General features: G+C 52.4%; 24 protein-coding genes, 1 tRNA gene and 1 pseudogene. 15 read left to right on the top strand and 11 right to left on the bottom strand.

The annotated features are described in order from the left end of the window. Nucleotides 1-180 precede the first annotated feature (180 nt). A pseudogene (locus OCL06_RS09480) lies at nucleotides 181-1,220 on the top strand (IS481 family transposase). Between the two features lie 96 nt (nucleotides 1,221-1,316). Here OCL06_RS09480 and OCL06_RS09485 read toward each other — a convergent pair. The 3 genes from OCL06_RS09485 to OCL06_RS09495 form a co-directional block, all read right to left on the bottom strand. Further along, nucleotides 1,317-2,990: a DEAD/DEAH box helicase family protein gene (locus OCL06_RS09485; protein ID WP_262993897.1), complete on the bottom strand. Its 1,674-nt coding sequence runs from the start codon at nucleotides 2,988-2,990 to the stop codon at nucleotides 1,317-1,319. Nucleotides 2,991-3,188: 198 nt separating this feature from the next. Next, nucleotides 3,189-3,265 (bottom strand) — tRNA-Ile (locus OCL06_RS09490). A gap of 138 nt (nucleotides 3,266-3,403) precedes the next feature. Further along, nucleotides 3,404-6,148 (bottom strand): choice-of-anchor B family protein, encoded by a 2,745-nt coding sequence (locus tag OCL06_RS09495; RefSeq protein ID WP_262993898.1) that lies wholly within the window; start codon nucleotides 6,146-6,148, stop codon nucleotides 3,404-3,406. 60 nt (nucleotides 6,149-6,208) lie between these two features. Here OCL06_RS09495 and OCL06_RS09500 point away from each other — a divergent pair, with 60 nt between their 5' ends. The 3 genes from OCL06_RS09500 to OCL06_RS09510 all read left to right on the top strand — a co-directional run bounded on the left by OCL06_RS09500 (nucleotide 6,209) and on the right by OCL06_RS09510 (nucleotide 8,526). Beyond that, nucleotides 6,209-7,006 carry an MbnP family copper-binding protein gene (locus OCL06_RS09500; RefSeq protein ID WP_262993899.1) on the top strand — a complete coding sequence of 266 codons (798 nt, stop codon included), beginning with the start codon at nucleotides 6,209-6,211 and terminating at the stop codon, nucleotides 7,004-7,006. Next, on the top strand, nucleotides 6,988-8,085 hold the full coding sequence (locus tag OCL06_RS09505; RefSeq protein ID WP_262993901.1) for a methanobactin export MATE transporter MbnM: 1,098 nt from the start codon (nucleotides 6,988-6,990) through the stop codon (nucleotides 8,083-8,085). The genes OCL06_RS09500 and OCL06_RS09505 overlap by 19 nt, the downstream gene beginning before the upstream one ends. A 111-nt stretch (nucleotides 8,086-8,196) precedes the next feature. Further along, a complete protein-coding gene (locus OCL06_RS09510; protein WP_262993903.1) occupies nucleotides 8,197-8,526 on the top strand; it encodes a hypothetical protein in 330 nt (109 codons plus the stop codon). A gap of 17 nt (nucleotides 8,527-8,543) precedes the next feature. Here the strand turns inward: OCL06_RS09510 and OCL06_RS09515 are convergent, their stop codons facing one another. Continuing rightward, nucleotides 8,544-9,203, bottom strand: a complete 660-nt coding sequence (locus tag OCL06_RS09515) for a hypothetical protein (protein WP_262993905.1) — start codon at nucleotides 9,201-9,203, stop codon at nucleotides 8,544-8,546. Nucleotides 9,204-9,438: 235 nt separating this feature from the next. Between OCL06_RS09515 and OCL06_RS09520 the strand changes: the two genes are divergently transcribed. The 9 genes from OCL06_RS09520 to OCL06_RS09560 all read left to right on the top strand — a co-directional run bounded on the left by OCL06_RS09520 (nucleotide 9,439) and on the right by OCL06_RS09560 (nucleotide 16,683). Then, a complete protein-coding gene (locus OCL06_RS09520) occupies nucleotides 9,439-9,765 on the top strand; it encodes a DUF3718 domain-containing protein (RefSeq protein ID WP_262993907.1) in 327 nt (108 codons plus the stop codon). Nucleotides 9,766-9,776: 11 nt separating this feature from the next. Further along, on the top strand, nucleotides 9,777-10,703 hold the full coding sequence (locus OCL06_RS09525; protein WP_262993909.1) for a LytTR family DNA-binding domain-containing protein: 927 nt from the start codon (nucleotides 9,777-9,779) through the stop codon (nucleotides 10,701-10,703). A gap of 54 nt (nucleotides 10,704-10,757) precedes the next feature. Beyond that, a complete protein-coding gene (locus tag OCL06_RS09530) occupies nucleotides 10,758-11,126 on the top strand; it encodes a CidA/LrgA family protein (RefSeq protein WP_262993911.1) in 369 nt (122 codons plus the stop codon). After that, complete coding sequence (locus OCL06_RS09535; protein ID WP_262993914.1) at nucleotides 11,123-11,860, top strand: LrgB family protein; 738 nt, start codon at nucleotides 11,123-11,125, stop codon at nucleotides 11,858-11,860. The genes OCL06_RS09530 and OCL06_RS09535 overlap by 4 nt, the downstream gene beginning before the upstream one ends. Before the next feature lie 187 nt (nucleotides 11,861-12,047). Further along, nucleotides 12,048-13,043: a response regulator gene (locus OCL06_RS09540; RefSeq protein WP_262993916.1), complete on the top strand. Its 996-nt coding sequence runs from the start codon at nucleotides 12,048-12,050 to the stop codon at nucleotides 13,041-13,043. Continuing rightward, a complete protein-coding gene (locus OCL06_RS09545; RefSeq protein ID WP_262993918.1) occupies nucleotides 13,043-13,540 on the top strand; it encodes a PAS domain-containing protein in 498 nt (165 codons plus the stop codon). Before OCL06_RS09540 ends, OCL06_RS09545 begins: the two co-directional genes overlap by 1 nt. A gap of 54 nt (nucleotides 13,541-13,594) precedes the next feature. Beyond that, complete coding sequence (locus OCL06_RS09550) at nucleotides 13,595-15,280, top strand: Lcl C-terminal domain-containing protein (protein ID WP_262993920.1); 1,686 nt, start codon at nucleotides 13,595-13,597, stop codon at nucleotides 15,278-15,280. A 14-nt stretch (nucleotides 15,281-15,294) separates the two neighbouring features. Further along, on the top strand, nucleotides 15,295-15,783 hold the full coding sequence (locus tag OCL06_RS09555) for an Lcl C-terminal domain-containing protein (protein WP_262994847.1): 489 nt from the start codon (nucleotides 15,295-15,297) through the stop codon (nucleotides 15,781-15,783). Nucleotides 15,784-15,888: 105 nt separating this feature from the next. Next, entirely contained in the window at nucleotides 15,889-16,683 is a 795-nt protein-coding gene (locus OCL06_RS09560) for a YggN family protein (protein ID WP_262993922.1), read from the top strand. 27 nt (nucleotides 16,684-16,710) lie between these two features. Here the strand turns inward: OCL06_RS09560 and OCL06_RS09565 are convergent, their stop codons facing one another. From OCL06_RS09565 to OCL06_RS09585, 5 genes are all read right to left on the bottom strand, one after another. Further along, on the bottom strand, nucleotides 16,711-16,941 hold the full coding sequence (locus tag OCL06_RS09565; protein WP_262993924.1) for a hypothetical protein: 231 nt from the start codon (nucleotides 16,939-16,941) through the stop codon (nucleotides 16,711-16,713). A gap of 328 nt (nucleotides 16,942-17,269) precedes the next feature. Continuing rightward, complete coding sequence (hemW, locus tag OCL06_RS09570) at nucleotides 17,270-18,409, bottom strand: radical SAM family heme chaperone HemW (protein WP_262993925.1); 1,140 nt, start codon at nucleotides 18,407-18,409, stop codon at nucleotides 17,270-17,272. Beyond that, nucleotides 18,402-19,004 carry an RdgB/HAM1 family non-canonical purine NTP pyrophosphatase gene (gene rdgB / locus OCL06_RS09575; protein WP_262993926.1) on the bottom strand — a complete coding sequence of 201 codons (603 nt, stop codon included), beginning with the start codon at nucleotides 19,002-19,004 and terminating at the stop codon, nucleotides 18,402-18,404. Before rdgB ends, hemW begins: the two co-directional genes overlap by 8 nt. 9 nt (nucleotides 19,005-19,013) lie before the next feature. Continuing rightward, nucleotides 19,014-20,249: an ATP-dependent RNA helicase SrmB gene (gene srmB / locus OCL06_RS09580; RefSeq protein ID WP_262993927.1), complete on the bottom strand. Its 1,236-nt coding sequence runs from the start codon at nucleotides 20,247-20,249 to the stop codon at nucleotides 19,014-19,016. A 76-nt stretch (nucleotides 20,250-20,325) separates the two neighbouring features. Then, entirely contained in the window at nucleotides 20,326-21,441 is a 1,116-nt protein-coding gene (locus OCL06_RS09585) for a tRNA nucleotidyltransferase/poly(A) polymerase-related protein (protein ID WP_262994848.1), read from the bottom strand. 131 nt (nucleotides 21,442-21,572) lie between these two features. On the opposite strand from OCL06_RS09585, the gene OCL06_RS09590 reads away from it, so the two are divergent. Both OCL06_RS09590 and OCL06_RS09595 read left to right on the top strand, forming a co-directional pair. Next, entirely contained in the window at nucleotides 21,573-22,484 is a 912-nt protein-coding gene (locus OCL06_RS09590; protein ID WP_262993928.1) for an ExeA family protein, read from the top strand. Next, nucleotides 22,477-23,610, top strand: coding sequence for a general secretion pathway protein GspB (locus tag OCL06_RS09595; RefSeq protein WP_262993929.1), 1,134 nt, complete (start codon nucleotides 22,477-22,479; stop codon nucleotides 23,608-23,610). Before OCL06_RS09590 ends, OCL06_RS09595 begins: the two co-directional genes overlap by 8 nt. A gap of 37 nt (nucleotides 23,611-23,647) precedes the next feature. On the opposite strand, the gene OCL06_RS09600 is transcribed toward OCL06_RS09595, so the two are convergent. Continuing rightward, nucleotides 23,648-24,835 carry an HD-GYP domain-containing protein gene (locus OCL06_RS09600; protein WP_262993930.1) on the bottom strand — a complete coding sequence of 396 codons (1,188 nt, stop codon included), beginning with the start codon at nucleotides 24,833-24,835 and terminating at the stop codon, nucleotides 23,648-23,650. A gap of 319 nt (nucleotides 24,836-25,154) precedes the next feature. Beyond that, on the bottom strand, nucleotides 25,155-25,766 hold the full coding sequence (leuD, locus tag OCL06_RS09605; protein WP_262993932.1) for a 3-isopropylmalate dehydratase small subunit: 612 nt from the start codon (nucleotides 25,764-25,766) through the stop codon (nucleotides 25,155-25,157). Nucleotides 25,767-25,768 lie beyond the last annotated feature (2 nt).

Below are 25,768 nucleotides of genomic sequence, written 5' to 3' on the forward strand. Positions count from 1 at the left end.
ATGTTCGGCCACATAGCTCATTGGATTACTTACCGCCTGTTGAGTATGCAAAGCGGGCAGCATAATATGAATAATCTGAATTAGTCTCGACTTAATCTGACACTTCTTCTTGAAAAGTTGAGAGTTACCCGTTTTGATAAAGGTGTCGAATCTTTAATCAAAACAAAATAGGTAACTCTCATGTTGCATACTAGCAATCCAATCATCAAACACAAAGCAGGACTGTTAAATCTGGCTGAAGAGCTGGGCAATGTATCGAAGGCTTGTAAAGTAATGGGCGTGTCCCGTGACACGTTTTATCGGTATCAGGAGTTGGTTGAGGAAGGCGGAGTCGATTCGCTGATTAACCGCTCAAGACGCACACCTAACCTCAAGAACAGGGTCGATGAAGAGACCGAGCAGGCTGTTAGAGCACATGCAATTGCGTTTCCTGCTCACGGCCAGGCGAGAACCAGCATGAGCTGCGTAAAGCAGGTGTATTCGTTTCAGGTAGCGGTGTTCGCTCGATATGGCTCAGGCATAACCTGGAAAACTTTAAAAAGCGACTTGCGGCACTGGAAGCTAAAGTTGAAAGCGACGGCATCATTCTGACAGATGAGCAGGTTGCCGCGCTTGAGAAGAAAAAGCAGGATGACGAGGCCTGCGGTGAAATTGAAACACATCATCCAGGCTACCTTGGCTCACAAGACACCTTCTACGTTGGCAACCTCAAAGGTGTCGGCCGCATTTACCAGCAAACCTTCGTCGATACCTACAGTAAAATCGCCTTCGCCAAGCTCTACACGACCAAAACGCCAATCACCTCGGCCGACATACTCAATGACAGAGTATTGCCGTTCTTCGAGGCTCAGGAGCTGCCTATGCTGAGAATACTGACAGACAGAGGCACAGAATACTGCGGCAAAGTAGAGCAGCATGATTATCAGCTTTACTTAGCCATCAACGATATCGACCACACAAAAACCAAGGCGCGACATCCACAAACTAATGGGGTCTGTGAGCGATTCCACAAAACCATCCTGAACGAATTCTACCAGGTCACCTTCCGTAAAAAGCTCTACGATTCGCTGGAGGGACTCCAAAAAGATCTGGACGAGTGGCTGGAATACTACAACAATGAAAGGACTCATCAGGGCAAAATGTGCTGTGGCAGAACGCCAATGGAAACATTAACTGATGGGAAGCAGATTTGGGCTAAGAAGAATTTAGCTCAAATCTAATCTGACACTGGCACCATAAAACGGGTAACTGTCAGATCAGGTCTGAGCTAGTACAAATAATCTCATCGAAGCAGTGGTGCTAGTTCAGGGGAAAGGTCATCCCGAATCTAACATTTTGGTATAAAGTAGTGTTTTTTCTTTTTGAGTACCGTCGACGCGTGCTTTTTCTGGGTTATCGTAGCTGTCACCATTTATCCAATGCGCTTTTATCCAGTTTTTTTCTCGTCGCAGGGCCCGATTGCCTTTAACACTTGGAGCTCCTTTAGCTGTAAATTCATTCCTAATTAAATCAATAGCTTTTAAATAAATAGGGTCTGTTGTATAGCTTGTAAAATCAATATTATCCTGAATTAACTTTGCTGGAACAGCTATATAGCTATCGGTCGCGTAGGTCTCAACGTCACCAATTGGACGGCGGCGTTTGTATTTTATAGTAAGACCTACATCTAGTCCGTTAACGTGATATTCCTGGCATACATCTTCAAAAAAATCCTTTAAACCCTCAAAGTCTGATGCTGCATGTTCAGAACAAGTATTCTCTAGGTGGTCTAAAATAGCGGCATATGCTTCAGCGGCATTTATGTTCGTGAAGTGTGTTGAGGAATTATTGCCGTGATAACCACATGCTCGACCAATATTAGCTTGAACGACCGCAGCTACACTCGCGATTGTGCTATCCCATGTTGAGATTAAATTGTTTTTCATCATGGTGCCAAAGTTAATTCCCGCTCTGGCGCCGGCAACTGTAATTGCTATGAGTTTGTCTTCAAACAGTACAGCATCATCAAACTCTTTTTTAAATCGTTCGATACTACAATGCTGATCATCTGGCACACCATTTAGAGAATTACCAAGAATGTATATTGAACTACTGTCTATTCCCTTGGCTATTAGCAGTTCTTTTGCTTCCATAGCCGATCCCGCAGGGACTCTCACCAAAGACCAACCCATTCCTTCGTGTTGTATGAATTGTTCTAAAAAAGCATCTCGTTCTGGGGATGGAATGAGAAAGTTCTTATTGGTGCTGTCTAGTCCTTTAACTTTGCCACTCTTTAGCATCTCTCTTACGCCATAATATTCATCGCTTGTTTTGTGAAAAACTAGGCGCGTATTGAAATTTCGTCTCAATATTGAATCTTTTAGTGCAGCAGATGCAATCTTATTAGCAGTCTCAATAAGCTCGTCATCTTTATCGTTTTCTGCTTGTTCTTTAAGATCTAATGCTTCCTGGTACTCAGTTTCTGCCCCATATAATGCGCCGAAAGGTGTAGCTGATATGAATACCACCTTACATGTATCGTTTTCTTGCTCAAGATAATCAAAAATTTTGCTATAACGAATGGCGCTTACGTTTGAGCCATAATGACATTCGTCGATAATGATAAGTTTAGGAGGATTACCTTTAAATTCATTTTCTAATGCTTTTTCAAAGTTAACAAAGTTACTTACGACCACATTTTTAGCTAGTTTAAGGTCGTCTTCCGCTTGTTCTTTCAGAGCAAGGTCAGGCATTGTGACCAAATAAAGCGTATCTTTAAGTTGTTTTCTGTCAGATATATCTTGATCGCTAAGGCTAAGTCTTTGTAAACAGCAAAGAGCTAGAGCAATTCCTGATTTTCCGGCTTGCATTTCTGCCGCTGTCACTACCGCTCGCACCTCGTGATCAAAGGCGGAAAAGGTTTTCTGAGCAGCGCTTATTTGATGTAAACGTAACACATCACCGGATAATACTTTTTTTACTATTGTACGATGCTTTTCTGCACTACTCATTGAGGCAATTCCTTCTGACTTTATGTGAATCTAACAATATACTTTTTTTTGATGGATTTCCTGCTATTAGAAAAATGACAAATCAAATGCTGCAATATGTACAGTTTGAATAGAGCAGAGAGACTACATTGGTTTGTAGCACATATGTAGCACAGAAAAATCTGGTTGGTAAGCACTACTGCTTTAGGCGAGGAAAAATGGTGGCCCCACCCTGACTTGAACAGGGGACCTGCCGATTATGAGTCGGATGCTCTAACCAACTGAGCTATGGGGCCTTAGAAAGGAATGCGCTTCTATTAACGAATGTTTTTACAAACGCCGCGCAGTATAAGCAGTTTTTTTCGGCTTGTCACCCTCTTGTCACCACCAAAAACGCGGCCTGACTGTTTTACATACAATCATAGTCAGGCCGGTCATTGCCAGGCGTTTTTTGTTTGTAACGTGCGGCGTCTGAACAGGCTCATCATGCCTAATCCCAACAGTAAGCCGTAACCCAGGCTGCCCCCGCCGGACTCTTCACGGGGAGGTGCTTCTACTGGGATCGAGGCGGCCGGCTGAACATTAACCGTCACGCTATCGCTGCTTTGCACACCAAACTCATCGGTCGCGGTGAGGCTGAAGGTTAGGGGCTGGGCGTCATCGGGAGCCACAAAGGAGGTTTCCAGCGAGGTGGGGCTGTCCAGCGTGACGGTCGGGCCGCTGGTTTGTGTCCACAAGGTTTCGGCCAGATTACCTTCCGGGTCGCTGGCAGAGCCGGTTAATGTCACTGTCGCGGAGAGGTTCGCTGACTTGTCGTTGCCGGCATTTACTTCCGGTGCCTGGTTGGCTTCATCGTCTTTAATGCGTACGGCAACGGTGATGAACTCCCCCAAATTATCCGCGGAAGCGCCGGTGAGATCGACAAAGAACGTTTCTTCGCTTTCTTCGTCGCTGTCGTTAACCAGGGCCAGTTCCAGCGTCTTGTCAGCGTTGTCACCATCTGCCCAGCTAAGCTCACCACTGCTATCGGTGACATCGCTGCCGACGGTAGCGGTGTCAGAACGTAATGCGTAATTCACGGTGATTGGGCCGGTGCTGCCGCCCTGACGGGATACGGTCAGCGCCACAGTAGCATCGGTTTCAAGTGCCACCACCCCGTCATTGGTAAAGCTGATGACGCCCGCACTGGTGTCCTCGCCATCAATTGTGACCTTGGTCATGCCCTTGCCGGGCGCAATCGAGCCGCCGTTAGGGTTGAACAGGCGCAGGAAGAACAGTTCACTCGGTTCATCCGCGCCGTTTTCAGCAATAGTCAGGCTGAGGGTTTTATCTTCCGTATCCCCCTGGGACCATGACACGCTGCCTTCAACCGGCGTCAAATCAGTTGCAGTAGCTGAGCCGAACAGCGTTGCATACTGCACCGTCATGGCATCGCTGCCGGTGCGTGACAGCGTGACGGTAAGCGTGGTGTTGTCACTGGTGCTAATCTGGCGGTTGGCGAACTGCACTACATTGCTTTCCATGGCCACGGTTTCGTCTTTCAGAATAAACAGGCCACCCTGAATATCGCTCACCAACAGGTTGCCACTGGGTAAGAACGGGTACACGCCCCATGCACCGTTAAAGGCTGTGTTATCTGAGCTGGGGAAGGTGTCGAAGTTGGCAATTTCTGTTGGCGCCGTGGGGTCGCTGATATCCAGCACCGTCAGCCCTTTCTCATAATTCGACATATAGTAGCGGTCGCCACGCACAAAGCCGTTGTGATCAATAGCGGTAGTTTCGCCCACCCAGCTGGCTACCAGCTGTGGGTTGGTCAGACTGGTGATATCAATAACATGAACTGTGGTATTCACCCCCTCATACGACTCATCCAGTTCGTCATGCACAATTACGTAGCGGGTGTCTTCCGTCCACCAGCCACTGTGGGTGTACTGGATGTTGGGATAGGTAACAGCTGACAGCTCTTTGGCACTGGTGGGATTAGTATGATCCCATAAGCGCACGCTGAGTTCGTTAAAGTCCAGCATGACCAGGCAGCCGTCAGCGGTGCCGTTCACACAGTCGTTGGTGGCCCGGGCGTCGGTTACCCTGAGTGAAGAGGCGTCATGGGTGTAGTCGTTACGGGTGGTGCTTTCAGGGATATAAGTGGCTTTGGGCTTTTGCAGGCTTTTCAGTGAATAGGAGCGCCATGCGCCCCCATAGTTTTCTGAGCCGGTAATATGAATTTGCGCATCGGTACCAGGCAACGCCGTATTAAGGGTGTAGTCCACGTTGGAAATGTAGATATTGTGGGCTTTTGCGTCTTCGTTTAGCCGACCGGCTTCGCTAATGCCGTTTGGCAGGTCGTTCAGGTCGATGATCCATAAGCCTTCCGAGGCGCTGTCCGCTGTCACATAGGCATAGGCTCGCCAGGTGCGGGAGGCAGAATGGTAATACTGGTACACCTTGATATCACGCCAGGTGGTTGACTGCCCCGGCAGGCTGCCGACCAGTTGCGGGCTCTCCGGGTTGGTAACATTCACCACCGCCACGCCGTTACGCTGGCCGATAATGGCGTATTCGTTGCCAGTGTTCAGATCAACGTGACCCCAGATATCATTGGCACTGGTAGCGTTTAGGCCAAGCTCACTCAGTGGCATGTGGGCCAGCAGGCTCAGGTTAGTACAGGAAAAGCCGGCCGAGGTGCCGTTTTCACACGCCGCTGCGGTATGAGACTCTGACATCAGCGCCATTGCGGTGCTTGCGAATTTCGTGAGTTCCCCCGCGTCCTCTTGTTTGCCATCAGCAATCACCTGAAAACCCTGGCGATGCAATTCATCGGCAAACGCGGGAGGGACGCCGTACAGGGTAGTGGTATGAAGTGAGGGGTTTTGGATCTGAAAATGATCGACACGGCTAAAACCGCCCTTCACCGGTACTATTTCACTGATCAGATAAAACAGGTCGTTGCGGCTCTCAATTGAGTAATGCCCGCTGGCTACCAGAACCTTGTCACCCTTGCCCGCCATCTGGGCGGCATAGGCAATAGTTTGACAGGGGCGAAAGCGGTTATCGCAGCGCCCACTGTCGGTGCCATTAGTGGCAACAAAACGTGCCTTGTCATGCTCGCTATGTGCATGTACAGCTTGACTCACTGTCCCTAGTGAGACCACTATTAATAGCAATACTTGTTTTATCATGTGTTCGTCCTGAATACCCTGAGCAGATAAATTAGCAGACGAAGGTACAAAGTGGAAATTTTGCGCAACACAGTAGTCAGAAGCGCTGTCATTTGTACGTTACTCTCGGCGTTGGCTGCGTGTGACAACATTATTCCTAACCGCGAGGGCGGAACCATTCCGGTGCACCTGAAGCACGTCGACACCGGCACCTGCCCCATGACAATGACCATCAATAACAACAAATGGGCCATCGACTATCTGGCGATGTATGCCAGTAATCCGGCTATCCGCATAGACGGCAAATGGCAGCCGCTGAAGTTTAAACAAACCGACTGGCAAACCCCCGATATTGCCTTGCTTAAGTTTCATCCGTCCTGTGATGGTAAAAAGGAAGGCAATACCCGGCTGCAACTGGAAGCGTCCGCAGAGCTGATGCAGCTGGCGACAAACTTTCGGTTCACCATCGGCTTACCGTTTGAAGAAAATCACGCTAACCCGCTAACCCAGCCTTCGCCCCTGAACGACAGTAGCATGTTCTGGTCGTGGCAGACCGGCCATAAATTTTTGCGTCTGGATGTGCATAATCCGGCGGCCCCAAACCAAACCTGGTCCTATCATCTGGGCAGTATTGGCTGTGACTCGGAGTCGGCCATGCGCCCGCCGGAAAAATCCTGCACGTTCACCAATCGGGTGGAAATGATTTTGCCTATGACGCAGCTGGATTCCGATCTGGATCTGGCGTTATCGGTACCGGTCATGCTGGCACAGGTCTCGTTGCCTGACACCGATGGCTGCATGTTTGAGTCGCCGGACGACCCGGTGTGCAACCAGTTGCTTCGTAATCTGCTTCACCGGCCATGGCTCGACTGGGACTGATTGCGCTTTTCGCGCTGTGGTTGAGTGGCTGCTCCGAGTCGCCCACCCCGTATAAATGGGCGTTGCCTTACAATGTGCCGGAACCTGTGGTGCCGGCCGACAATCCTATGACGGAAGAAAAGGTAGCGCTGGGGCGGATGCTGTTTTACGACACCGCGCTGAGCGTGAATCAGCAACAGTCCTGCGCATCCTGTCACCTGCAACAGTTTGCCTTTGCGGAAGCCACTGCCCATTCGATAGGCACCACGGGTGACGCAGTTCCGCGCAATGCGCTGGCATTAGTGAACGTAGCTTACAATGGCTCCCTCACCTGGGCCCACGAAGGGCTGAATCACATTGAGCAACAACTGATGATCCCGTTGTTTAACGAAGCCCCCGTGGAAATGGGCGTGACAGGTCATGAGCAGGCTATACTGGCGCGTTTGCAGTCACCGGATTATCAGGCAGCGTTTGAAGCCGCCTACGGTGATACTGCCGCAAGCTGGGATGGCATTGTGAAGGCACTGGCCAGCTTTGTCCGTAGTCTGGTGTCATTCTCCAGCCCGTTCGACCGTTACGCGTATGGCGGTGACGATAGTTCCCTGACAGAGCAACAAATAGACGGCATGAACCTGTTTTTTTCCGAACGGCTGGAGTGCTTTCATTGCCATGGGGGCGTTAACTTTACCCAGTCATCGAAGCACACTTTTCAGCAGCTTAATCTGCGACCGTTTCACAACACGGGCTTGTACAACGAAGACGGGCAGGGGGGGTATCCTGCGGTTGACCAGGGGTTGATAACGGTATCCTTAAAGCCAGAAGATATGGGCAAATTCCGGGCGCCTACGCTGCGCAATATTGTGGTCTCTGCCCCCTATATGCACGACGGCAGTGTGCGTACACTGGCGGAGGTGCTGGATATTTATGCCGCCGGTGGCCGCGGTGAAGGTAAAAACAATCCGTATAAAAGCCCGTTTGTGACCGGATTCAGCCTTACGCCGGAAGAGAAGGACGCGGTCATTGCGTTTTTGCAGAGCCTGACCGATCAGCAGTTTTTACATAACCCCACATTTGGGCCGCCACGTTCTTCAGAAAATTGAACAGATTGTTAAGAAAATGCGTGTATTCAGGCATCTAGTAAGTGCATCGCACACTGTTCTTTGATATCTTTTTGCTGATTACTGATACGACACGCCAGCACGGAGACAATAATGACTGAGAAGCCCTTTCTGGTAAGCGGTCGCAATACCCTTATTCATAAGATCAGAAAGCTGGATTTGCTTATTCTTAACGGCGACGATAATCCACCGATCATCGTGACGTATAAAGGTATAAAGCGATATGAAGGCAAAGTACCTGAAAATAAGCGTGACGCTAAAATGATGGATATGGAGCTGGTGGACTTAACAGCCGGTGAAGTCTTCAGCGACGAAAAAACGCTGCTGTTTGTGCAAACCCTGAACGGGAAAGAATATAAAATTGACTACAGCAAAGCCGATACGTCCATGTTTATCAAAATTCATCAGGACAGCTTCTTTTAAGTAGCGCTGTGCTGGGGTCAGGCAATGTGGCCCCAGTTTGTTGCTTCCAGCGAGTTAAAACCGCGGATGGGGCGGGGCTTGCCCTTGAGCTGAGTGTAGCGACGAGCAAATATCTCAAACCTGCAAATGTCGTGAGGTGTCACTTCTGACGCATTCACACCTTTAATAACCCCGGCCGTTTTCAGGCCTGCGGCAATCAGTTCAGAACAAAACCAGCTACTGAAATCCTCATCGTTATAGCTGATCCTTCCAAACCAGGGATGCTCATCCAGAAAGTCTACCGCTGCACCAAATAACTGTAAGACATCATATTTTTTATCCTGCTGCGCAAACATGAAGTCATGAAAAGCAGCCTGGTTCGCGTTAAAGACAGTGCGGGCCTCTGTGCCCAGCGGCAGCCACCAGATATCACCCTGGTATGTTTCTATTCGTTCACTGAGGCGATTAGTCATTACCCCCTGCTGCCCGTCTTTTACGGTGGCTTCTACTACCAGCTTACCCGGCTGCATGTCTGATACGGCAGCCTGAGGCTGCTCAACCACCACCGCCACATGGGTCACTGCCGAACGGGTAGTGAGCTTCGCCCAGCGGGAAAATAAACACTTGCCGCCAAAAGCAATCACATCGCCTGGCTGCATGTATGGCTTTACCTCCGGGTACTGCTGTACGTCCAGCACAGATACATCCTTGTTTGTAGGTATGACAGGGTGTTGCAAAGTGTGTGGCAGGCGCGACCAGTAACCGCCCCAGGCGTTTATTAATCAGCGTTTATAGCGTGTTTATCGCAATATCTCAAATAGCCGCCGCTGGCCGTTTTCCGCCGGTTACAACGCAATTTTTTCACTACTGTTATCTGGCAGCCGGACATTTTGTAGTAGCCGTCAGCATTCACAGGTAAACGAGGAATAAACAATGAAATTACTTACAGCAAGCAACGTAATTGGAGCCGTACTGGCATGTAGTGTAATCGCCGGTGGCGCTCAGGCCAAAGGCTATCCACCTGAAATGGAAGATAAACTGGTCCGGGTATGTGAAGCGATAAAAGCCGACAGTCCTATTCGCCTGCACGTGGCCGTGGAGCGTAGTGGTCTGACTTATCGGATGCTGCAACAGGGTCTGGTATGTAATGGCCAGGACATGCACACCTTTGCATTGTCGAACGGCGCAAAAAAAGCGGGAAAGTTTTTGATAACCCGTACTCATAGTGGCAAGCGTACCCTTACCGCACAGCATCACTAAGGAGCAAAGTCATGCTTTGTCATGGGCAACATGCTTTATCGGATATCAGGATAAAACGTGCCGGACTGGCTGGTGAGCATCCCGATGTGGTAGCTGCCTACGTAGCCAGTGTGACAGGGAAGGGCGCGTTGCAGGTGGTCATCTTATCGTTCGGTGAGGCGCATGGCAGCGGCCTTTACACTGAGCTTGAGCAGCACCCGGCGGTGAACGCAGTGCACGTGTGCAATGATGAATACAGTGCGCGCGAGGTGTGTTCAACCTCAGCACCTGTGGTGATCTTTGCACCGCTCTCTACCATGCTGAGTATGCGCCAACAGGTACCAGTCGGGTGCCGCTGGGTAGTGATGGGCGAGTCCAACGATGACGCCCTGGCTGCATTCAGCGCCTGCGCGAGCAGTTTTTTACCTTTGCCGCTGACCGTCGATAATATTCACCGGTGCATGGCGCAATTGCTCAGTGAAACTAAGCGGTTGCAGTTCAGGCGGCAATATCAGCAGGTCACCGAAGGGCTGTGCCGTCAGTTTGGCGTTACCCCCCATGCGCTGAGCGCAATGCTGCGGCGTCAGTGTGCCAGTCGTAATGAGCCGGGTGTGGTAGGTCTTAAGTCCGGCAGTGAATGGCGGTGTCTGCACCCCCACGATATACGCTGGATCGAGGCGGCGGGGGATTATATGTGTGTGTATACTCTGGGTGAAAATCATATTGTTCGTTCTACTCTGTCAGATTTGCTGAAAAAGCTTGATAACACCCGGTTTTTACGCGCCAGCCGCTCGGTCATTGCCAACGTAGACTGTGTAGCTGAAATTGAGACTGTCACTCCCTCGCTGCACATCCTGCATTTGGATGACGGGACCCAGGTTAAAATCAGCCGGCGTTGCTATATTGCCCACTGGCAACAGCGACAAAAAGATGATCGGGCAGGGCAAAGGTCGCGCTGATAAGTCTACATACTGGTGATACACTTACCGTATATTGTTGTCACCGGGATTGTTATGACCGTGCTTATCCGCCATCTGCTCGGCTGGACAGGGTTGTTGCTGTGTTATTTTGCGGGCAAGGTGTTGGTGCTGATGTGGGAACTGCCCTTGCCGGCGGCGCTCACTGGCTTGTTGTTGATGCTGCTAATGCTGTTTGTACGTGGCGGAGCTGTTTCTGTGGCCACTGCCGGCGCGCCCTTACTCAGGCACATGTCGGTGCTGTTTGTACCCGCGGTACTGGGCGTAGGCGTTTACTGGCAGAGTATCTATCTGCATGGCTGGGCCCTGGCGGCGGCCATTGTAGGCACGACGGTTGTCGCTTTGGGGCTGACCGGCCTTGTGGCACAACGAGTGCTTCAGCGGCGACTGGTGCAAACGGAATGACCCTCGCCCAGGCGCTCTTACAAATTGGTGCAGACGTAAGCCGTGTAGCCGATGCCACGTTCTCAGTGGCGGGCCTGCAATGGATCCTGATTACCCTTGTCTGTTACACCGCGGCGCTGGCGCTGTTTCGGCTGGCCGGCGGTTCACCCTGGCTGCACCCGCTGGTGATCACCGCTACTGGCGTGGGCATGACGTTATATCTTACCGAAACCAGTATTGCCGACTTCCAGACATATGCAGGTATTATTCACTGGCTGCTCGGGCCGGCTACCGTGGCACTGGCTATTCCGATGTATAACCAATGGCAACAGGTACGGGACCTGGGCTGGCACCTGTTGGTTTCGGTTATGGCGGGCGGCATACTGGCGCCGCTACTGGCATGGACCACCCTGTATCTGTTGGATGCCCCTTTGGCTCTGCAAATGACCATGCTGGTTAAATCCATCACCACGCCGCTTGCTATGGAAGCCAGCGCCAATATCGGCGGCGTGCCTGCGCTGGCCGCGGTGTTTGTTATCACCACCGGCATCGTGGGTGCAGTAGTAACCCCGGCGGTCTTCCATATTTTCAGGGTTACGGGTGCAGCAGCACAGGGCGTGGCATTAGGGACAGTGGCCCATGCGGTAGGAACGGCTAAAGCATTACAAATGAGTGAGCAGGCAGGGGCGATGGCAACGCTTGGGTTGTGTTTAAACGGTATCGTGACCGCGGTCATATTACCGCTAATGCTGTGAGCGGCCTGAGTTCACCTGACATGGACTTTCGGCCAATAGCTGCTATTGCTTAAAACGGGTGAAGATATTTATAAAAACGCCGATACCGGATATATACCCTGATAAACTTAATGCGCACGGCTCACCGGGCGACATTCTTCCATTGCCAGCGTAAAGGCAAACAGACGTAAGGTGGTAATTGAGTAACATGTTTTCAGTGTTAGTGTGTGACGACTCACTGGTAGCGCGCAAGCAGGTAGCTAAATGCCTGCCACAGGACTGGCAGGTCGCCGTGCATTTTGCCAAGCATGGTCAGGAAGCTGTGGATGCCATCGCCGAGGGCAAGGGCCAGCTTCTGCTGCTGGATTTGAACATGCCGGTGATGGATGGTTACCAAACCTTAGAGGCTATTAAAAAGGCCGGCTATCAAACCCAAACCGTGGTCATTTCCGGAGATATCCAACCCGAGGCTCACGAACGGGTTATGCAGCTTGGCGCGATCGATTTTATCCAGAAGCCGGTCAGCCCGGAGTCACTCCTTGCAGTACTGACCAAACACAATATCTTACAGGGTGACGAGCCAAACGCCGGTGAAGATTATCTGTTAGATCCTGACATACGGGACTGTTATCAGGAAATTACCAACATCGCCATGGGGCAGGCCGGCGACCATCTGGCCCGTATCATGAACGTATTTGTGCGCCTGCCTATTCCGAATGTAAACCTGATAGAAGTGTCTGAACTGCATATGATGCTGTCAGACATTGAGCACCACGAGCGGGTCACTGCGGTATGTCAGGGGTTTCTTGGGCCCGGCGTACGGGGAGAGGCCTTGTGCATACTGAGTGATTCCAGCTTTGAGGATGTGGCCAAAATTCTGGATATTCAGGATGCAGTGGATGATCGTATTCAGCTGGAATTACTGATGGATGCGGCCAGCATTCTTATTGGCACCTGTCTGACTGGACTGGCAAATCAAATGGACATTAATTTCAGTCAGGGCCACCCGGTGGTACTGGGCCAGCACCGCGCCATCACCGAAATTATTTCGATGAACAGCATCAAATGGCGTCGTACCCTGGCCATAGAGCTGAGTTACGGACTGGAAGGTTACAACGTGCAGTGCGATCTTATTCTGTTGTTTACCGAAGACTCCATGAAAACCATGAATGCCAAGCTGGCACATTTGCTGGAGGACTTTTAATGAGCCAGAGCGATTTAGAAGGGTTGCTGGAATTTCACTGGATGATGGACATGCTGCAGACGGTAGACGTAGGCATCGTGGTGTTGGATACCAATTATAAAGTGAAAGTATGGAATGGCTTTATGGAGAGCCACAGTGGCCTGTTGCCCAGTGAAGTGCGGGACAAAACCTTGTTTTCTTTATTTCCGGGAATTAAGCAGGACTGGTTTATGCGTAAAGCCAAGCCGGTATTTGCCCTGAAAACCCGTGCATTCATGACCTGGGAACAACGCCCTTATTTGTTCAAGTTTCCCAATTACCGGCCGATCACAGGCAGTGAGCCGTTCATGTATCAGAACATTACCCTGTCGCCGCTGGTATCTGCTACCGGCGTAGTCGACCACATCAGTATGATGATTTACGACATGACGGACATTGCGGCCGGTAAGAAACAACTGGAGTCACTGCAGGTGGCACAGAGTGAAGAGCAGGAACGGCGCCGCCGGACGGTGCGCTGAAGCAGCCGGACTTCTGCACCGGGTTAACCACATTAGTAGTATTAAGGAGCCGGGATGACCCTCTTTCGACACGCCACCTATGTGCTGGCAGCACTGATGCTGTTTGCTTGCGGCGGTTCAGGTAGCGACGATGACACCCCTAACCGTACTCTGTACGTCAGTGCCGGTGCGGATCGCAGTGTCAGCGAAGGTGCCTCAGTCACCCTGAGCGCAGAAGCCAGTGGCGGCGATGGGGCGCTTATCTGGCGCTGGATTGCCACCCCTACGCTGTCAATTACCCACGCAGATACCAGCTTACCCGCCGCGACATTTGTGGCGCCTACGCTGGCGACTGCCAGAGACTATACGATCACCGTCACGGTGACTGATGCCAGCGGGGTGAGCGCGTCTGACTCGCTGGTGGTGTCGGTACAGCCGGATAACAGCCCGCCGGTAGCGGACATTGCGGTAGCCGACTGGCCGGGGCTCACTACCGGGTTTTATCCGGCAGGAGTAGCGGTCACACTGGACGCTGCCGGCAGTACTGATGCAGATGCCGCCGACGCCGCTAACCCCATTGCCAGCTACACCTGGACTCAGACTCAGGGCACCGATGTGCTGACCGATGTAATGACTGAGCAGGCACAACTGGTGATCACCACACCGATAGCCAGTGAGCGTCAGATACTGGCATTTACGGTAGAGGTAACCGATGACGAAGGCGCCACCGACACCACCGCCGTGCAACTTACGGTGCAGTCGGCCAGTGAAACCGTGCCGGTTATTGAGGCGGGTGTGTCGCAGGCCGTATTCAGTGGTGAGCACATCGTGCTTGAGGGCAACGCCTATACCACCATACCGTCAGCCTCACCCCTTGCCGTAAGCTGGGAGTCCGACGCCACCATACAGGCGCCCAATAGCCTGTCTACTTATGCTATTGCCCCACAAGTGAATACTTACACCGAGTACGTATTTACCCTCACCGTGGTAGATGCCAATGGTAACCAGGTTGATGACACACTCACCGTTGCCGTGCGTCCTTACCCGGTCGCGAGAATGAATGATACCGGCGTCACAGTACAGGCCACCACCGATGCCATTACACTGAATCAGCAGAATCTGTGGCCGGGTCAGGACGGCCAGCGTGGCAGTGACGTTATTGCTCAGTCGGGTGCTCTGCCTAAAGCAGGCGATGGCGAAGCCGGCTTTGATTTCACTAAACTTAATAGTAACGGTGATGAGCAGGACGCGGACAGCGGCAGCTTTTCCTGTGTGCGGGATAATGTCACCGGACTGGTCTGGGAAGTGAAAACTGACGCCAATGACCTGCATGACAAAGATCACCGCTATTCCTGGTACCAGACTGAGGACAACGGCGGCTTCGCCGGCGATGAAAACGCAGTTGATACCAGTTGTACGCTGACAAATTGCAATACCCAGGCGTATGTGAATGCCGTGAACGCACAGGGGCTGTGCGGGTTTTACGACTGGCGAATGCCCACCCATCACGAGCTGCTTTCACTGGTGCATTTCGGTCGCACCAGTACGGCTATGATCGACGTTGAATTCTTTCCTTACACCGGTGAATTACAGCACTCACCATTATGGTACTGGACGGTAATTCCCGGCGCAGACGGTGTACAAGACGATGCTGCCCAAAACGCCTGGGCTATCGACTTTGCATCTGGTGTCGATAATTTTCTTAATAAATCCACCGCCGGCAGTATCCGCCTGGTGCGGGCAGGGAGGAGTGCCCCGTGATCCGAATTCTTACTATGCTCACCGCCCTACTGATACTGCCGGTACAGGCGCAAACCTGTCTGGCCACCGGTAACGAAACGGCACCCGACGAAGACTTTACTGTGCAGGGTGGCAACGAAGTGCTGCACCATCCCACTAACCTGATTTGGCAGCGCTGTGCTGTCGGGCAAACGTGGGACGGCAGCGTGTGTGCGGGCGAGGCCACCCGTTTCGACTGGCAGTCAGCATTGCAATATGCCCATGAGGCCAGCCAGGATGATAAGTTGGGCTGGCGTTTACCTAACGTGAAAGAGCTGGCCTCCATTACTGAGCGCCTGTGTGTACGGCCATCGGTTAATACCAGTATTTTTCATGCCACGCCGGCTGACGACTTTTGGACCGCCACCCCGTCCACTCAGGATCCGGACCGCGCCTGGGTGGTGGCATTTTTCAATGCCAGTCACGCTGTCAAACGCAAAGACCGTTTTGTGTATATCCGCCTGGTGCGCACCAACGTTGAATAATTTCCCCGCAACGCCTATGATGCGGCGGATTTTATTTAACCTGAATATTGGCTGATTGAACTTAAGTTGCTCCCTATTTGCAACGTTGGCGTTCACAATAGCATCATGAAGATACTCTCACTGTCATTGCGCACCTTTGTTGGCTTTTGCCTGCTGCTGATTGGTACTCAGCAGGCTGCGGCAGAATTTACCTGCGACATCGATTTTTCCTACGGGCTGGTGGTCAACGATGAGCAGCTGCGGGTAATGGATAAATCGCGCACGGTGCTGCAAATTAACCATCGCTCCCAGCTTTTCATTGGCGGGCGCTGGCAACCCCTCAACGATGAACAACGCTTGTGGCTGGAAGATTACGCTTCCGGCTTGCACTACGTGGTGCCGAAAATGATAGTACTGGCCACGGAAGGGGTCGATCTGGCCATTAAAAACATTGATCATGTTTATCTTGGGCTGGTAGGCAGCGATCACGACAGTTACGAGCGTCTGCGCAAAGCTATGCAGCGGGTGAAAAATCGGGTGAAAGAAAAATTCCGCCATGCCAGTAACCACTATTTCATTGGCCCCGGACCACTGGAAGCGGTGGACGAGTTTGTGGATGATGAAATTGAAAGTCAGTTGGAAGAAGCCATTTCAACGTCGGTTGGCGGGATCCTGTCGGCTATTAGTGGGGTGAACCCCAACAGCGGTGAGCCGGAAGATGCGCAAGCTGTAGAAATTGCTCGTCAGCTTGAAGCCATGGGTGAAAAGGTAGACAGTGATATCGGCCCACGCGCGTTCACGTTAAAAAACAAAGCCCAGTGGTTCTGCGACAAGCTAAGAAAGCTTGACCGCACTGAAGAGAGGCTGCGAGAAACCATCCCTGCGTTCAAGCAATATAATATTATTACCTCCACCCGCTAGGGTGAACGTTTTCTTACCTTAGCCCGCTCAGGCGTGCTGTTGACGCCTGCTGAGAGGCGGTGCAACAGGATCCGCTACCGGCATCGGGAAGGATGCACTGGCATCGAGCGTCACTGAACTGCCGTCACTGAACTCATAATGAGTGAGGGAGTCGTGAAGTTGCTCACATCGCACACATAAGCGGAAACACTGTAGCCAAATTCGCTCTTTGTCCACTGCCAGGGCTTGTTCAGCTTGAGTAGGGTAGTGCCGCATCATCGTTTGTGTCCTCTTGGTAAACGCGTGCCGACGACTGCAAAACGTGGCGTTACTGTGATTATTATTATGTGTCGCGTGATAAATGTCGTTGTCGTTAGGGCGAGACCCAGGCTGCAAGATTATTCAATTCAGGCCGCACTGTGCCTGCCAGTAGTGCCGGGTCTCTATGAGTAAGTATAGACAGCGCTGCGGGGATCGCAGCACGTAAACCCATTAATTTTTACCGGATCCTGGTAGACTTTAGTTGAAGCGGGCTGCAGCGGTGAGCTATGTGAAAAGTGGCTGTAAAGTCAGTTTGCCACTGCATCGATGCAGCGGCATGGGTGGTTCAGACCAGTTCGGTTAGCAGCGTATTGAGGTAGCGACGGCCTTTTGCGGTGACCTGCCACTGGCTGGGCGTTATCTCCAGTAACCCTTGTTGCTCAGCCCGGGACAGCGAGTCACGGACGTCCTGGGGCAATGCCTGGCCAGTCAGGGCCGCGTAATCGTCACTCGGGCAGGCTTCCACCAACCGAAAACGATTCATAAAAAATTCAAAGGGCAGAGCGTCATCTGCCACGGGCGTTTGCTTGTCCAGATAGGGCCTGCTGAGCTCCATATAGCCTCTCGGGTGCTTAACCTTCACGGTACGGGTAATCTGCCCAGAGTGGGTATTAGTAATCTTGCCGTGGGCGCCACAACCAATACCGAGGTAGTCTCCAAACCGCCAGTAATTCAGGTTGTGCTGGCATTGGTGGCCGGGTTTGCTGTAAGCGGATATCTCGTATTGCTCAAAGCCAGCAGCTTTTAGCGTAGCATGACCCTGTTGCTGTATTTCCCATAAAATATCGTCGCCGGGCAGTTCCGGCGGACGGGAATAAAACGGGGTGTTTGGTTCGATGGTCAGCTGATACCAGGACAAGTGGTAGGGAGACAACGCCAGTCCGCGACGTAAGTCTGACAGCGCGTTTTCAACACTCTGATCCGGCAAGCCATGCATGAGATCCAGGTTAAAGGTCGGTAAGCCGGCCGCGTGTGCCTGGGCAACCGCATTTTCCGCCTGTGCATCGTCATGGATGCGGCCGAGTAGTTTAAGATGTGCGGGTTGAAAGCTTTGCACACCCACCGAGATGCGGTTGATACCCGCCTGATAAAAGCCGGTAAACCGTCCGGCTTCCACCGTACCTGGGTTCGCTTCCATAGTAATTTCGGCGTCCGGCGCCACATCAATACGTGCGCGGATCCCAGCAATCAGATTATGCATCGCCTCTGCGGTAAGCAGGCTCGGCGTACCCCCGCCAATGAAGATTGTTTCGACCGTGCGTCCGGCTACCTGTTTTGCATCAATGGCGAGATCGTCCAACAAGTGCGAAACATACTCTTTTTCCGGCAACGCGGATTTCAGCCCATGGGAGTTAAAGTCACAATACGGACATTTCTGCACGCACCACGGGATGTGGACATATAAACTGAGCGGCGGATTACGCAAAAGTGTGCCTCATGGCATCCATTAATGCGGTCATTGCACGACCCCGATGGCTGATGCTGTTTTTCACCTGACGGTCCAGCTGGGCGGCGGTACAGTTTTCTGACGGCACATAAAAAACCGGATCATAGCCAAACCCGTCGGTGCCGCTGGGGCTATCGGTAATGACACCCTGCCAGGCGCCCTGCGCAGTAAGTGGCACGGGATCGCCGGCATGGCGCATAAATACCAGGGTACAAAAGAAGTGGGCGTGCCGGTTGTCTGTACCGTCCAGCGCCGTCAGCAACTTGTTGACGTTATCCTGGTCGCTGGCGTCAGTACCGGCATAGCGGGCAGAGTAAATGCCCGGTGCACCGCCCAGCGCATCCACCACCAGACCAGAGTCATCCGCGATAGCAGGCAGCCCGGTTTCTCTGGCGGCATGACGGGCTTTAATAATGGCGTTTTCCACAAAAGTGGTGCCCGTTTCCGGGACGTCACCCACCCCCAGTGCTTTTTGTGGGACTACGTCTACGCCGTAGTCAGCAAACAGGGTTTCAAATTCTCTGACTTTACCGGGATTGCCGGTGGCCAGCACAATCTTTTGAGGAAACGACATCACAGGCTCCTACTTCTTCTTCTTCGCTTTGCTGGTGGTTTTCTTCTTCACTTTGCTTGGGGCTTTCTTGCTGGCCTTTTTCTTTTTAGGGATTTTCTTGGGCGCTTTGTGTTTCGGACGTAACGAATCAATCACCCGCGCTTTCAGAGGTTCGCCGGAATAGCGACTGGCTTTACCCACCATTTCAATATCGTGGGCTTCAACCAGCGAAATTGCCGTGCCTTTAGCACCGGCGCGACCAGTACGCCCCACCCGGTGTACATAAATATCGGCTTTGCGTGGCATATCGAAGTTAATGACGTGGCTGACATTGGGGACGTCAATGCCTCGCGCAGCCACATCGGTGGCCAGCAACACCGGCACATCGCCAGATTTAAAGCGGGCAAGTGCGGCATTACGCTTGTCCTGAGGCATTTCACCCTGTAACCAGCACACCATGATCCCTTTCGACGCCAGGCTGTCTTTCAGGGCTTGCAACCGGTCACGGGTTTTCACGAACACAATCGCGTTGGTCACCTGGTTTTTAAGAATGTATTCCAGCAGGGCTTCCTTATGGGCATAGTCGTCCGCCAGGTGATACCACTGATGAATTTTATTCTTTTCTTTGCGAGACGGGCTGGCTTCCACCACCACCGGATCTTTCAGCAGTTCGTTGGAGAAGCGTTTTACGCCGCCCCCTTCCAGTGTGGCAGAAAACAACATATTTTGTTTACGCCAGCGCGCTTCAGCCGCAATCTGATTGACGATGCCTGAAAAACCCATATCCAGCATGCGGTCCGCTTCGTCGAGGATCAGACACTCAATATCACGACAGTCAGCTTTTTCGTTCTGAATATGCTCAAACAACCGGCCCGGTGTCGCCACCAGAATATCCAGGTTCTTTTGCAGCGTGTCGATGTCGGTGCCATAGTTAATGCCGCCGGTAATCACGCCGCATACCAGCTCAGTATGTTTGGTAATGGCCATTGCCTGCCCATAGACCTGCAAGGCTAACTCACGGGTCGGTGTGAGTATCAGAATGCGAGTCGCGCCGGGCTTTTGGCGTGGGTAGTCCAGCAGAAACTGACAGGCAGGCAGCAAAAATGCTGCGGTTTTGCCGGTGCCGGTGGGCGCAGAGGCCAGAATATCTTTGCCCTCCATCGCCGGAGGCACCACCAGTTCCTGTATGGAAGTCGGGGTGGTAAAGCCCATATCGGCAACGGCCTGGCAAAGCGCATCATCCAGCTCTAGTTCATCAAAAGTCATAGTCATATCATGGAAATCGAAATTCCGCGTATTGTAGCATTAGTTAGCCAAAACGCAGGGTAAAGCAGCAACATTTTTACTGCAGGGAAACGGTGAATTCGGCAACGGCCTCACAGCGGGCTGCGAATACGGCTTTTTTAATATCCGGGCCTTTCACACCACTGGCCACAATGGCTTTCACGTCGACCTCGTTAGCTGCCTGCAACGCCTGCTCAAGCGCATGGCGACGCGACGAATAGCCGTTTACCCGGGTCACAGAGGCGAGATAGCCGGCGGTATCCAGCAACGCGGCAAAGCGCGCCGGTTTACGCCACGCATCATGATTATTGAACAATTCAACAATGTCTGTTGCCTGCAGCGCCGAGTTCATCAGGGTGTGGCTGCAACGTGCGCTCATTTTGGCAAGATCAGCCACCACGTTAGGTGCTTTTAAGCGGGTCAGCAGGGTGTCTGTCTGTTCAGGCGTAAGACCGCTGCATAACACGGCCATGCGGGTTTCCAGCGGCGCGTTGTCATTTGCTGCCTTGGCGAGGGCTTCATATTCCGGGTTGGGGACAGGCGGGAGTTCCGCGAACCAGCTGGCAAGCGCGTTACTCTCGGAAAGCACCTCGAAAAACACCTGCGGCGACTGCTCCATGAGGCTGCGGCTGGTTTCCTGCCACACTCGTTCGGCGGTGAGCTGTTCAAGTTCGCCAGAAGCGGCCATGGTGCGCATGAGTGCCATCGTTGCCGGCGCCACACTGAAACCCAGATAATGGTAGCGGCAGGCAAACCGCGCCACCCTGAATACCCGCAGAGGATCTTCTGAGAAAGCATCGGAAACATGCCGTAAGACCCGCTGAGCGATATCTTCTACCCCGTGATAAGGATCAATCAGTTCACCATTGGCATCTTTGGCAATGGCGTTAACGGTGAGATCCCGGCGCTGAAGATCCTGCTCCAGTGTTACCGACGCCGACGCATCGCACACAAAACCAGTGTAACCTGTGCCTGCCTTACGTTCGGTGCGCGCCAGTGCATATTCGTCTTTAGTGCGCGGGTGCAGAAAAACCGGAAAGTCTTTGCCTACCTGGGTATAGCCTTTTTCCAGCATGATTTGCGGGGTGGCACCTACCACCACCCAGTCTTTTTCGGTGACCGGGCGGCCCAGGAGTTCGTCGCGGACTGCGCCGCCGACCAGATACGTCTGCATTGTTGTGGGGGAAGTCTGTTTTTGCATAGGGTTATTATGCCTTATTGTCCGCAAACGTGCTGGCAAGTTTTGACATCTGGTGCGGCTCTGGTAGTTTAATCCGCGTCACTCAATTTACCCGTTCTTGTGGAATGTATCTGAATTATTTCGGGCTGCGCGATAACCCTTTTTCGATTGCCCCGAACCCCGACTATTTATACATGAGCCCCCGGCATAAAGAAGCCCTGGCTCACCTGACTTTTGGGCTGCGTGAAAGTGGCGGCTTTGTGATGCTCACCGGCGAGGTGGGCACTGGCAAGACTACCGTCTCGCGCAAGCTGCTACAGCAACTGCCCGACAATACGCAGGTGGCCATGATCCTGAACCCCACATTATCGGCGCTGGAGTTACTGGCTACCGTGTGCGACGAGCTGGGTATTCAGTATGACGCCGACAAAGCCAGTCTGAAGTATTTCACTGACTGTATCCTCGGGCATCTGGCCGACAACCATACGGCGGGCATCAATACCGTACTGATGGTTGACGAAGCCCAGCACCTGATGCCGGAAGTGCTGGAGCAGTTACGGTTACTGACCAACCTGGAAACCAATCGCGAAAAACTGCTGAAGGTAGTGTTGATAGGGCAGCCGGAATTACAGCAGCTGCTAAAACGCAACGAGTTGCGTCAATTGGCCCAGCGCATTACGGCTCGCTATCACCTACTGCCATTAACTTCGCCAGAAGTGAGTGCTTACATTGCTCATCGGCTTTCTGTCGCTGGCGGGGATATCAGCATTTTCAGTAAGGGTACATTGCGGGCTGTGCACCAGATCACCGGTGGTATCCCGCGGGTGATTAATCTGTTGTGCGACCGGGCACTAACGTTGTCGTTTACCAAACAGCATGCCGTGGTGAAAAAGCCTATTTTCTTGGCTGCCGCAGAACAAATCCTGGGGGATGACATTGTGAGTCAGCGCCTGCAGGGGCAGCGTAAGGCCTGGTATGCCATGACATTTATTATTGCGATTGCCGTCGGCTTTGCGGTGGGGAGAGCTTATGTCTGAACGGATAGCCATTTTTGACGTGCAGCCAGGTATGGTGATCACGCAGGTGACGCAGCAAAACGGTCCGGTGAAAATTCAGAAATCAGGTCTGGTGTCCAGTGTCGCCATGGTACAGGGCCTGGCCGAAATGGGCGTACAGGAAGTGGAGATCGATCCTGCACAAACTGTGGAAATTGCGCCGGAAGTGACCACCAAAACCCGCGCGACCACACAAACCCAGGCGCTGCTACGTGGTGAGCATGATACCAGTGCACGCTTTGACCATGCGCTCTCTGACCAGTTTAACCGCAGCCTGTTTTTACCGACTGTACAGGGCTTGCCTTCGCTGTGGAAAGTCTACACCAGGCAAGCACTGACTATAGGGTTGCTGATAGGCGGTGGGTTCGCTATCGGCTTCACCGCCGCCACCCATACACAGTGGCGACCGGCCCTCAGCCAGTTGTTTAGTGAACCGGCACCGAAGACTGAAGTGGCCGTGATAACCCCGCAGCCACAGTCATCCGAAGCGGAGTCAAATAACCGCGAGCCTCAGGACAGTACAGTCAATGCCGGCAGTGAGAGTCAGCCAGCCCAGTCTGCCTCTGTTTCACAACAGTCAGAGGAAACCGCTGATATCACCAGTAACGCCAATGAGCAGGTTGCCGCGGCACAGCGTACGAAGGACCAGAACCAGGCGCAGCCAGAAGCGCTATCCAGCGGCGAATCCCCGTCATCAGCACAGCCAGACCCGGAAGATGAAGGGACCGTGCTGACACAACAACAGCCGGATAAAGATGTGTCGGTGTCGCCTGAGTTAATGGCGCGTTTTAATGCCGCGGTTGAGGCGCTGGACAACAAGGCGACTGATCCCGCCCCGGAACCCGAAACCCGGGTGACTGTGCGGGATGATACTCAGCGTATCGATCAGCTCCCCGTGCGCTTACTCACCCGTCTGCCAACCATGAACTTCTCTGCCCACATGTACGCCTCCCGGCCGCGGGATCGTTGGGTACGAGTGAATGGCAAGCAGCTGGGTGAAGGTGACTGGATTGCCGATAAAGTACAGATTATTAATATTGAAGCGCAGCAGGTAGTGCTGGCGTTTGAAGATGAGATCTTTACGATGGCTGCACTGACCGACTGGTAGCCGGTCAGTGCCTTGCTGGTTAAGTAATGAGGCTGTCTTAGCGGTCGGGCACCTGATGAATAAAGACTTCCCGGAAAAACTTCGGCAGATTAATCCCAAAGTCGGCCGGCCGCACACCTGACACGATTTCGTCGTTAGACTTACTCAGGTCCACCCGTTTGATTTCGTTATAGCTGCCTGAGTTGATGCTGTAGAACGTCATGACAACCGGGCTTAGCATGTCACTGGTACCGGCTTTACAGATTATCCCCAGCTTGCCGCTTTTTAATCTGACCAGCGAACCCACCGGATGTACGCCTACGCAGCGAATAAACTCTTTTACCATGGTTTGGTCCAGTCCGGGACTTTTTACAAGCCGCTTTAATGCCACTGAGGGGGTCAGTGAATCCTGATGGGGGCGTCTGGACACCATGGCATCGTAGGTATCGACGATAGCCGCCATTTTAGCAAAGGTGCTAATAGTGTCCTGCTGTAAACCGGCGGGATAACCGCTGCCGTCCACCCGCTCATGATGCTGAGCAACAATCGTTAATGACAGATCAGAAATGTCGGCACACTGCTCTAACATATCCACGCCTACATCTACGTGGGTCTGGACGAGTTTCCAGTCATCGTTGCTTAGCTCTCCGGTGTGGTAGCGCAACTCTTGGGGGATAGCCGACATTCCAACGTCCATTAACATGGCCCCGGTACATACCTGTTCAATGGTGTCGCGATCATATTCCAGATGCTGTGCGAACAGGCTCATCAAAATGCCACAGTTAATAGAGTGTTCAAGCAGATACGCATCGGCGTCTTTGATCATGGTCAGACAGGAGAGGGCATCCTGATTATCGAATAAACTGTCGATGATGCTTTGCGACAATTCGCTAATAGGGCTGAGGTCGCTGGCGCCGCCCTTTTTTAACGCGTTGATTAACTCGCCCTGAATGGATACTGCCTGCATGTACAAATCGTTGGCCGACGACAGCGCTTCTGACTGTGACTGCGGCGCCGAGGGCTGGGGAACCGGCGGGACTGCTTGGGGTTCCGCTATAGACCCAGCAATACGAGATTTCGCCATATCGATTTCCAGCACCAAAATCCCTTTGTCTTTCAGTGCGGAGATGGTTTGGGGGGACTTCACAACCCCTTTTGAGCGCATTTTCAGCGCACCGGACTGCTCGACAACCTTGTTGACGTACATACCGGGAACCAATTCATCGATGGCGACGTGCTTTAACATCAAATCTCCTTGTAAGGTATTCCTCACCAGTGTTGCAGGATTTACCGTGTACTGACGTTGCCGACAGGTTAGCAACCCACTCTTAGGCAGTCCACCACGCCCTTAGGCAACAGGTGGGTAGCAGATACAGGGCTGAATGGGGCAGAAACGCCGGGCGCAGTGATTACGGAAAGCTGGCAGCCTTCCGTTTTAAGCGCGATTCTTTTGCGTATAGTGTAGTGAAATGTGCGCTGCGTAAAAAGCAAAACTTATCATTTTCGTCGCACGCAGCGCCGTTAGTGTAAGCGGGAAGCGCAGTTACGCCGGTTAGCTGTCAATATCAGGCCCAGGGCGCTTGCTGCTGTTCATACTGAGTAATGGCGTCATCCAGTGTCAGTGTCTGACCGATGGCGTCCAGCCCCATTAACAGATTCGTTTTATGGTGCTCTGCTATGTCAAAGTGAAAACTTTGCTCGCCGGCGGTCACGGTTTGCTGGGGCAAATCTACAGTAACGTTAGTATCCGGTGACGCCTGTACCGTGGCAAACAGGGTATCCATGTCTGCCTTGGCCAGTGCCACAGGCAGCAGCTGGTTGTTTATGCAATTGCCATAAAAGATATCGGCAAAACTGGTAGCGATAATGACCTCAAAACCGAAATCCGCCAGCGCCCAGGGCGCATGTTCCCGGCTTGAGCCACACCCAAAATTTTCCCGTGCCAGCAAAATACTGGCGCCCCGATAAGCGGGCTGGTTTAGCACAAATTCCGGGTTAGGCTGCTTTTCTTCCAGATCCAGATAACGCCAGTCATGAAACAGGTGTTTGCCGTAGCCCGCGCGGGTGACGCCGGTCAGGAACTGTTTGGGAATAATCTGATCAGTGTCTACATTGGCCTGATCCAGTGGGCAGGCCGTACCACTGTGCTCTGAAAACCCCGGTGTTTGGTTACTCATTC

This window comes from Alteromonas salexigens, from assembly GCF_025628895.1.
Taxonomy (GTDB): domain Bacteria; phylum Pseudomonadota; class Gammaproteobacteria; order Enterobacterales; family Alteromonadaceae; genus Alteromonas; species Alteromonas salexigens.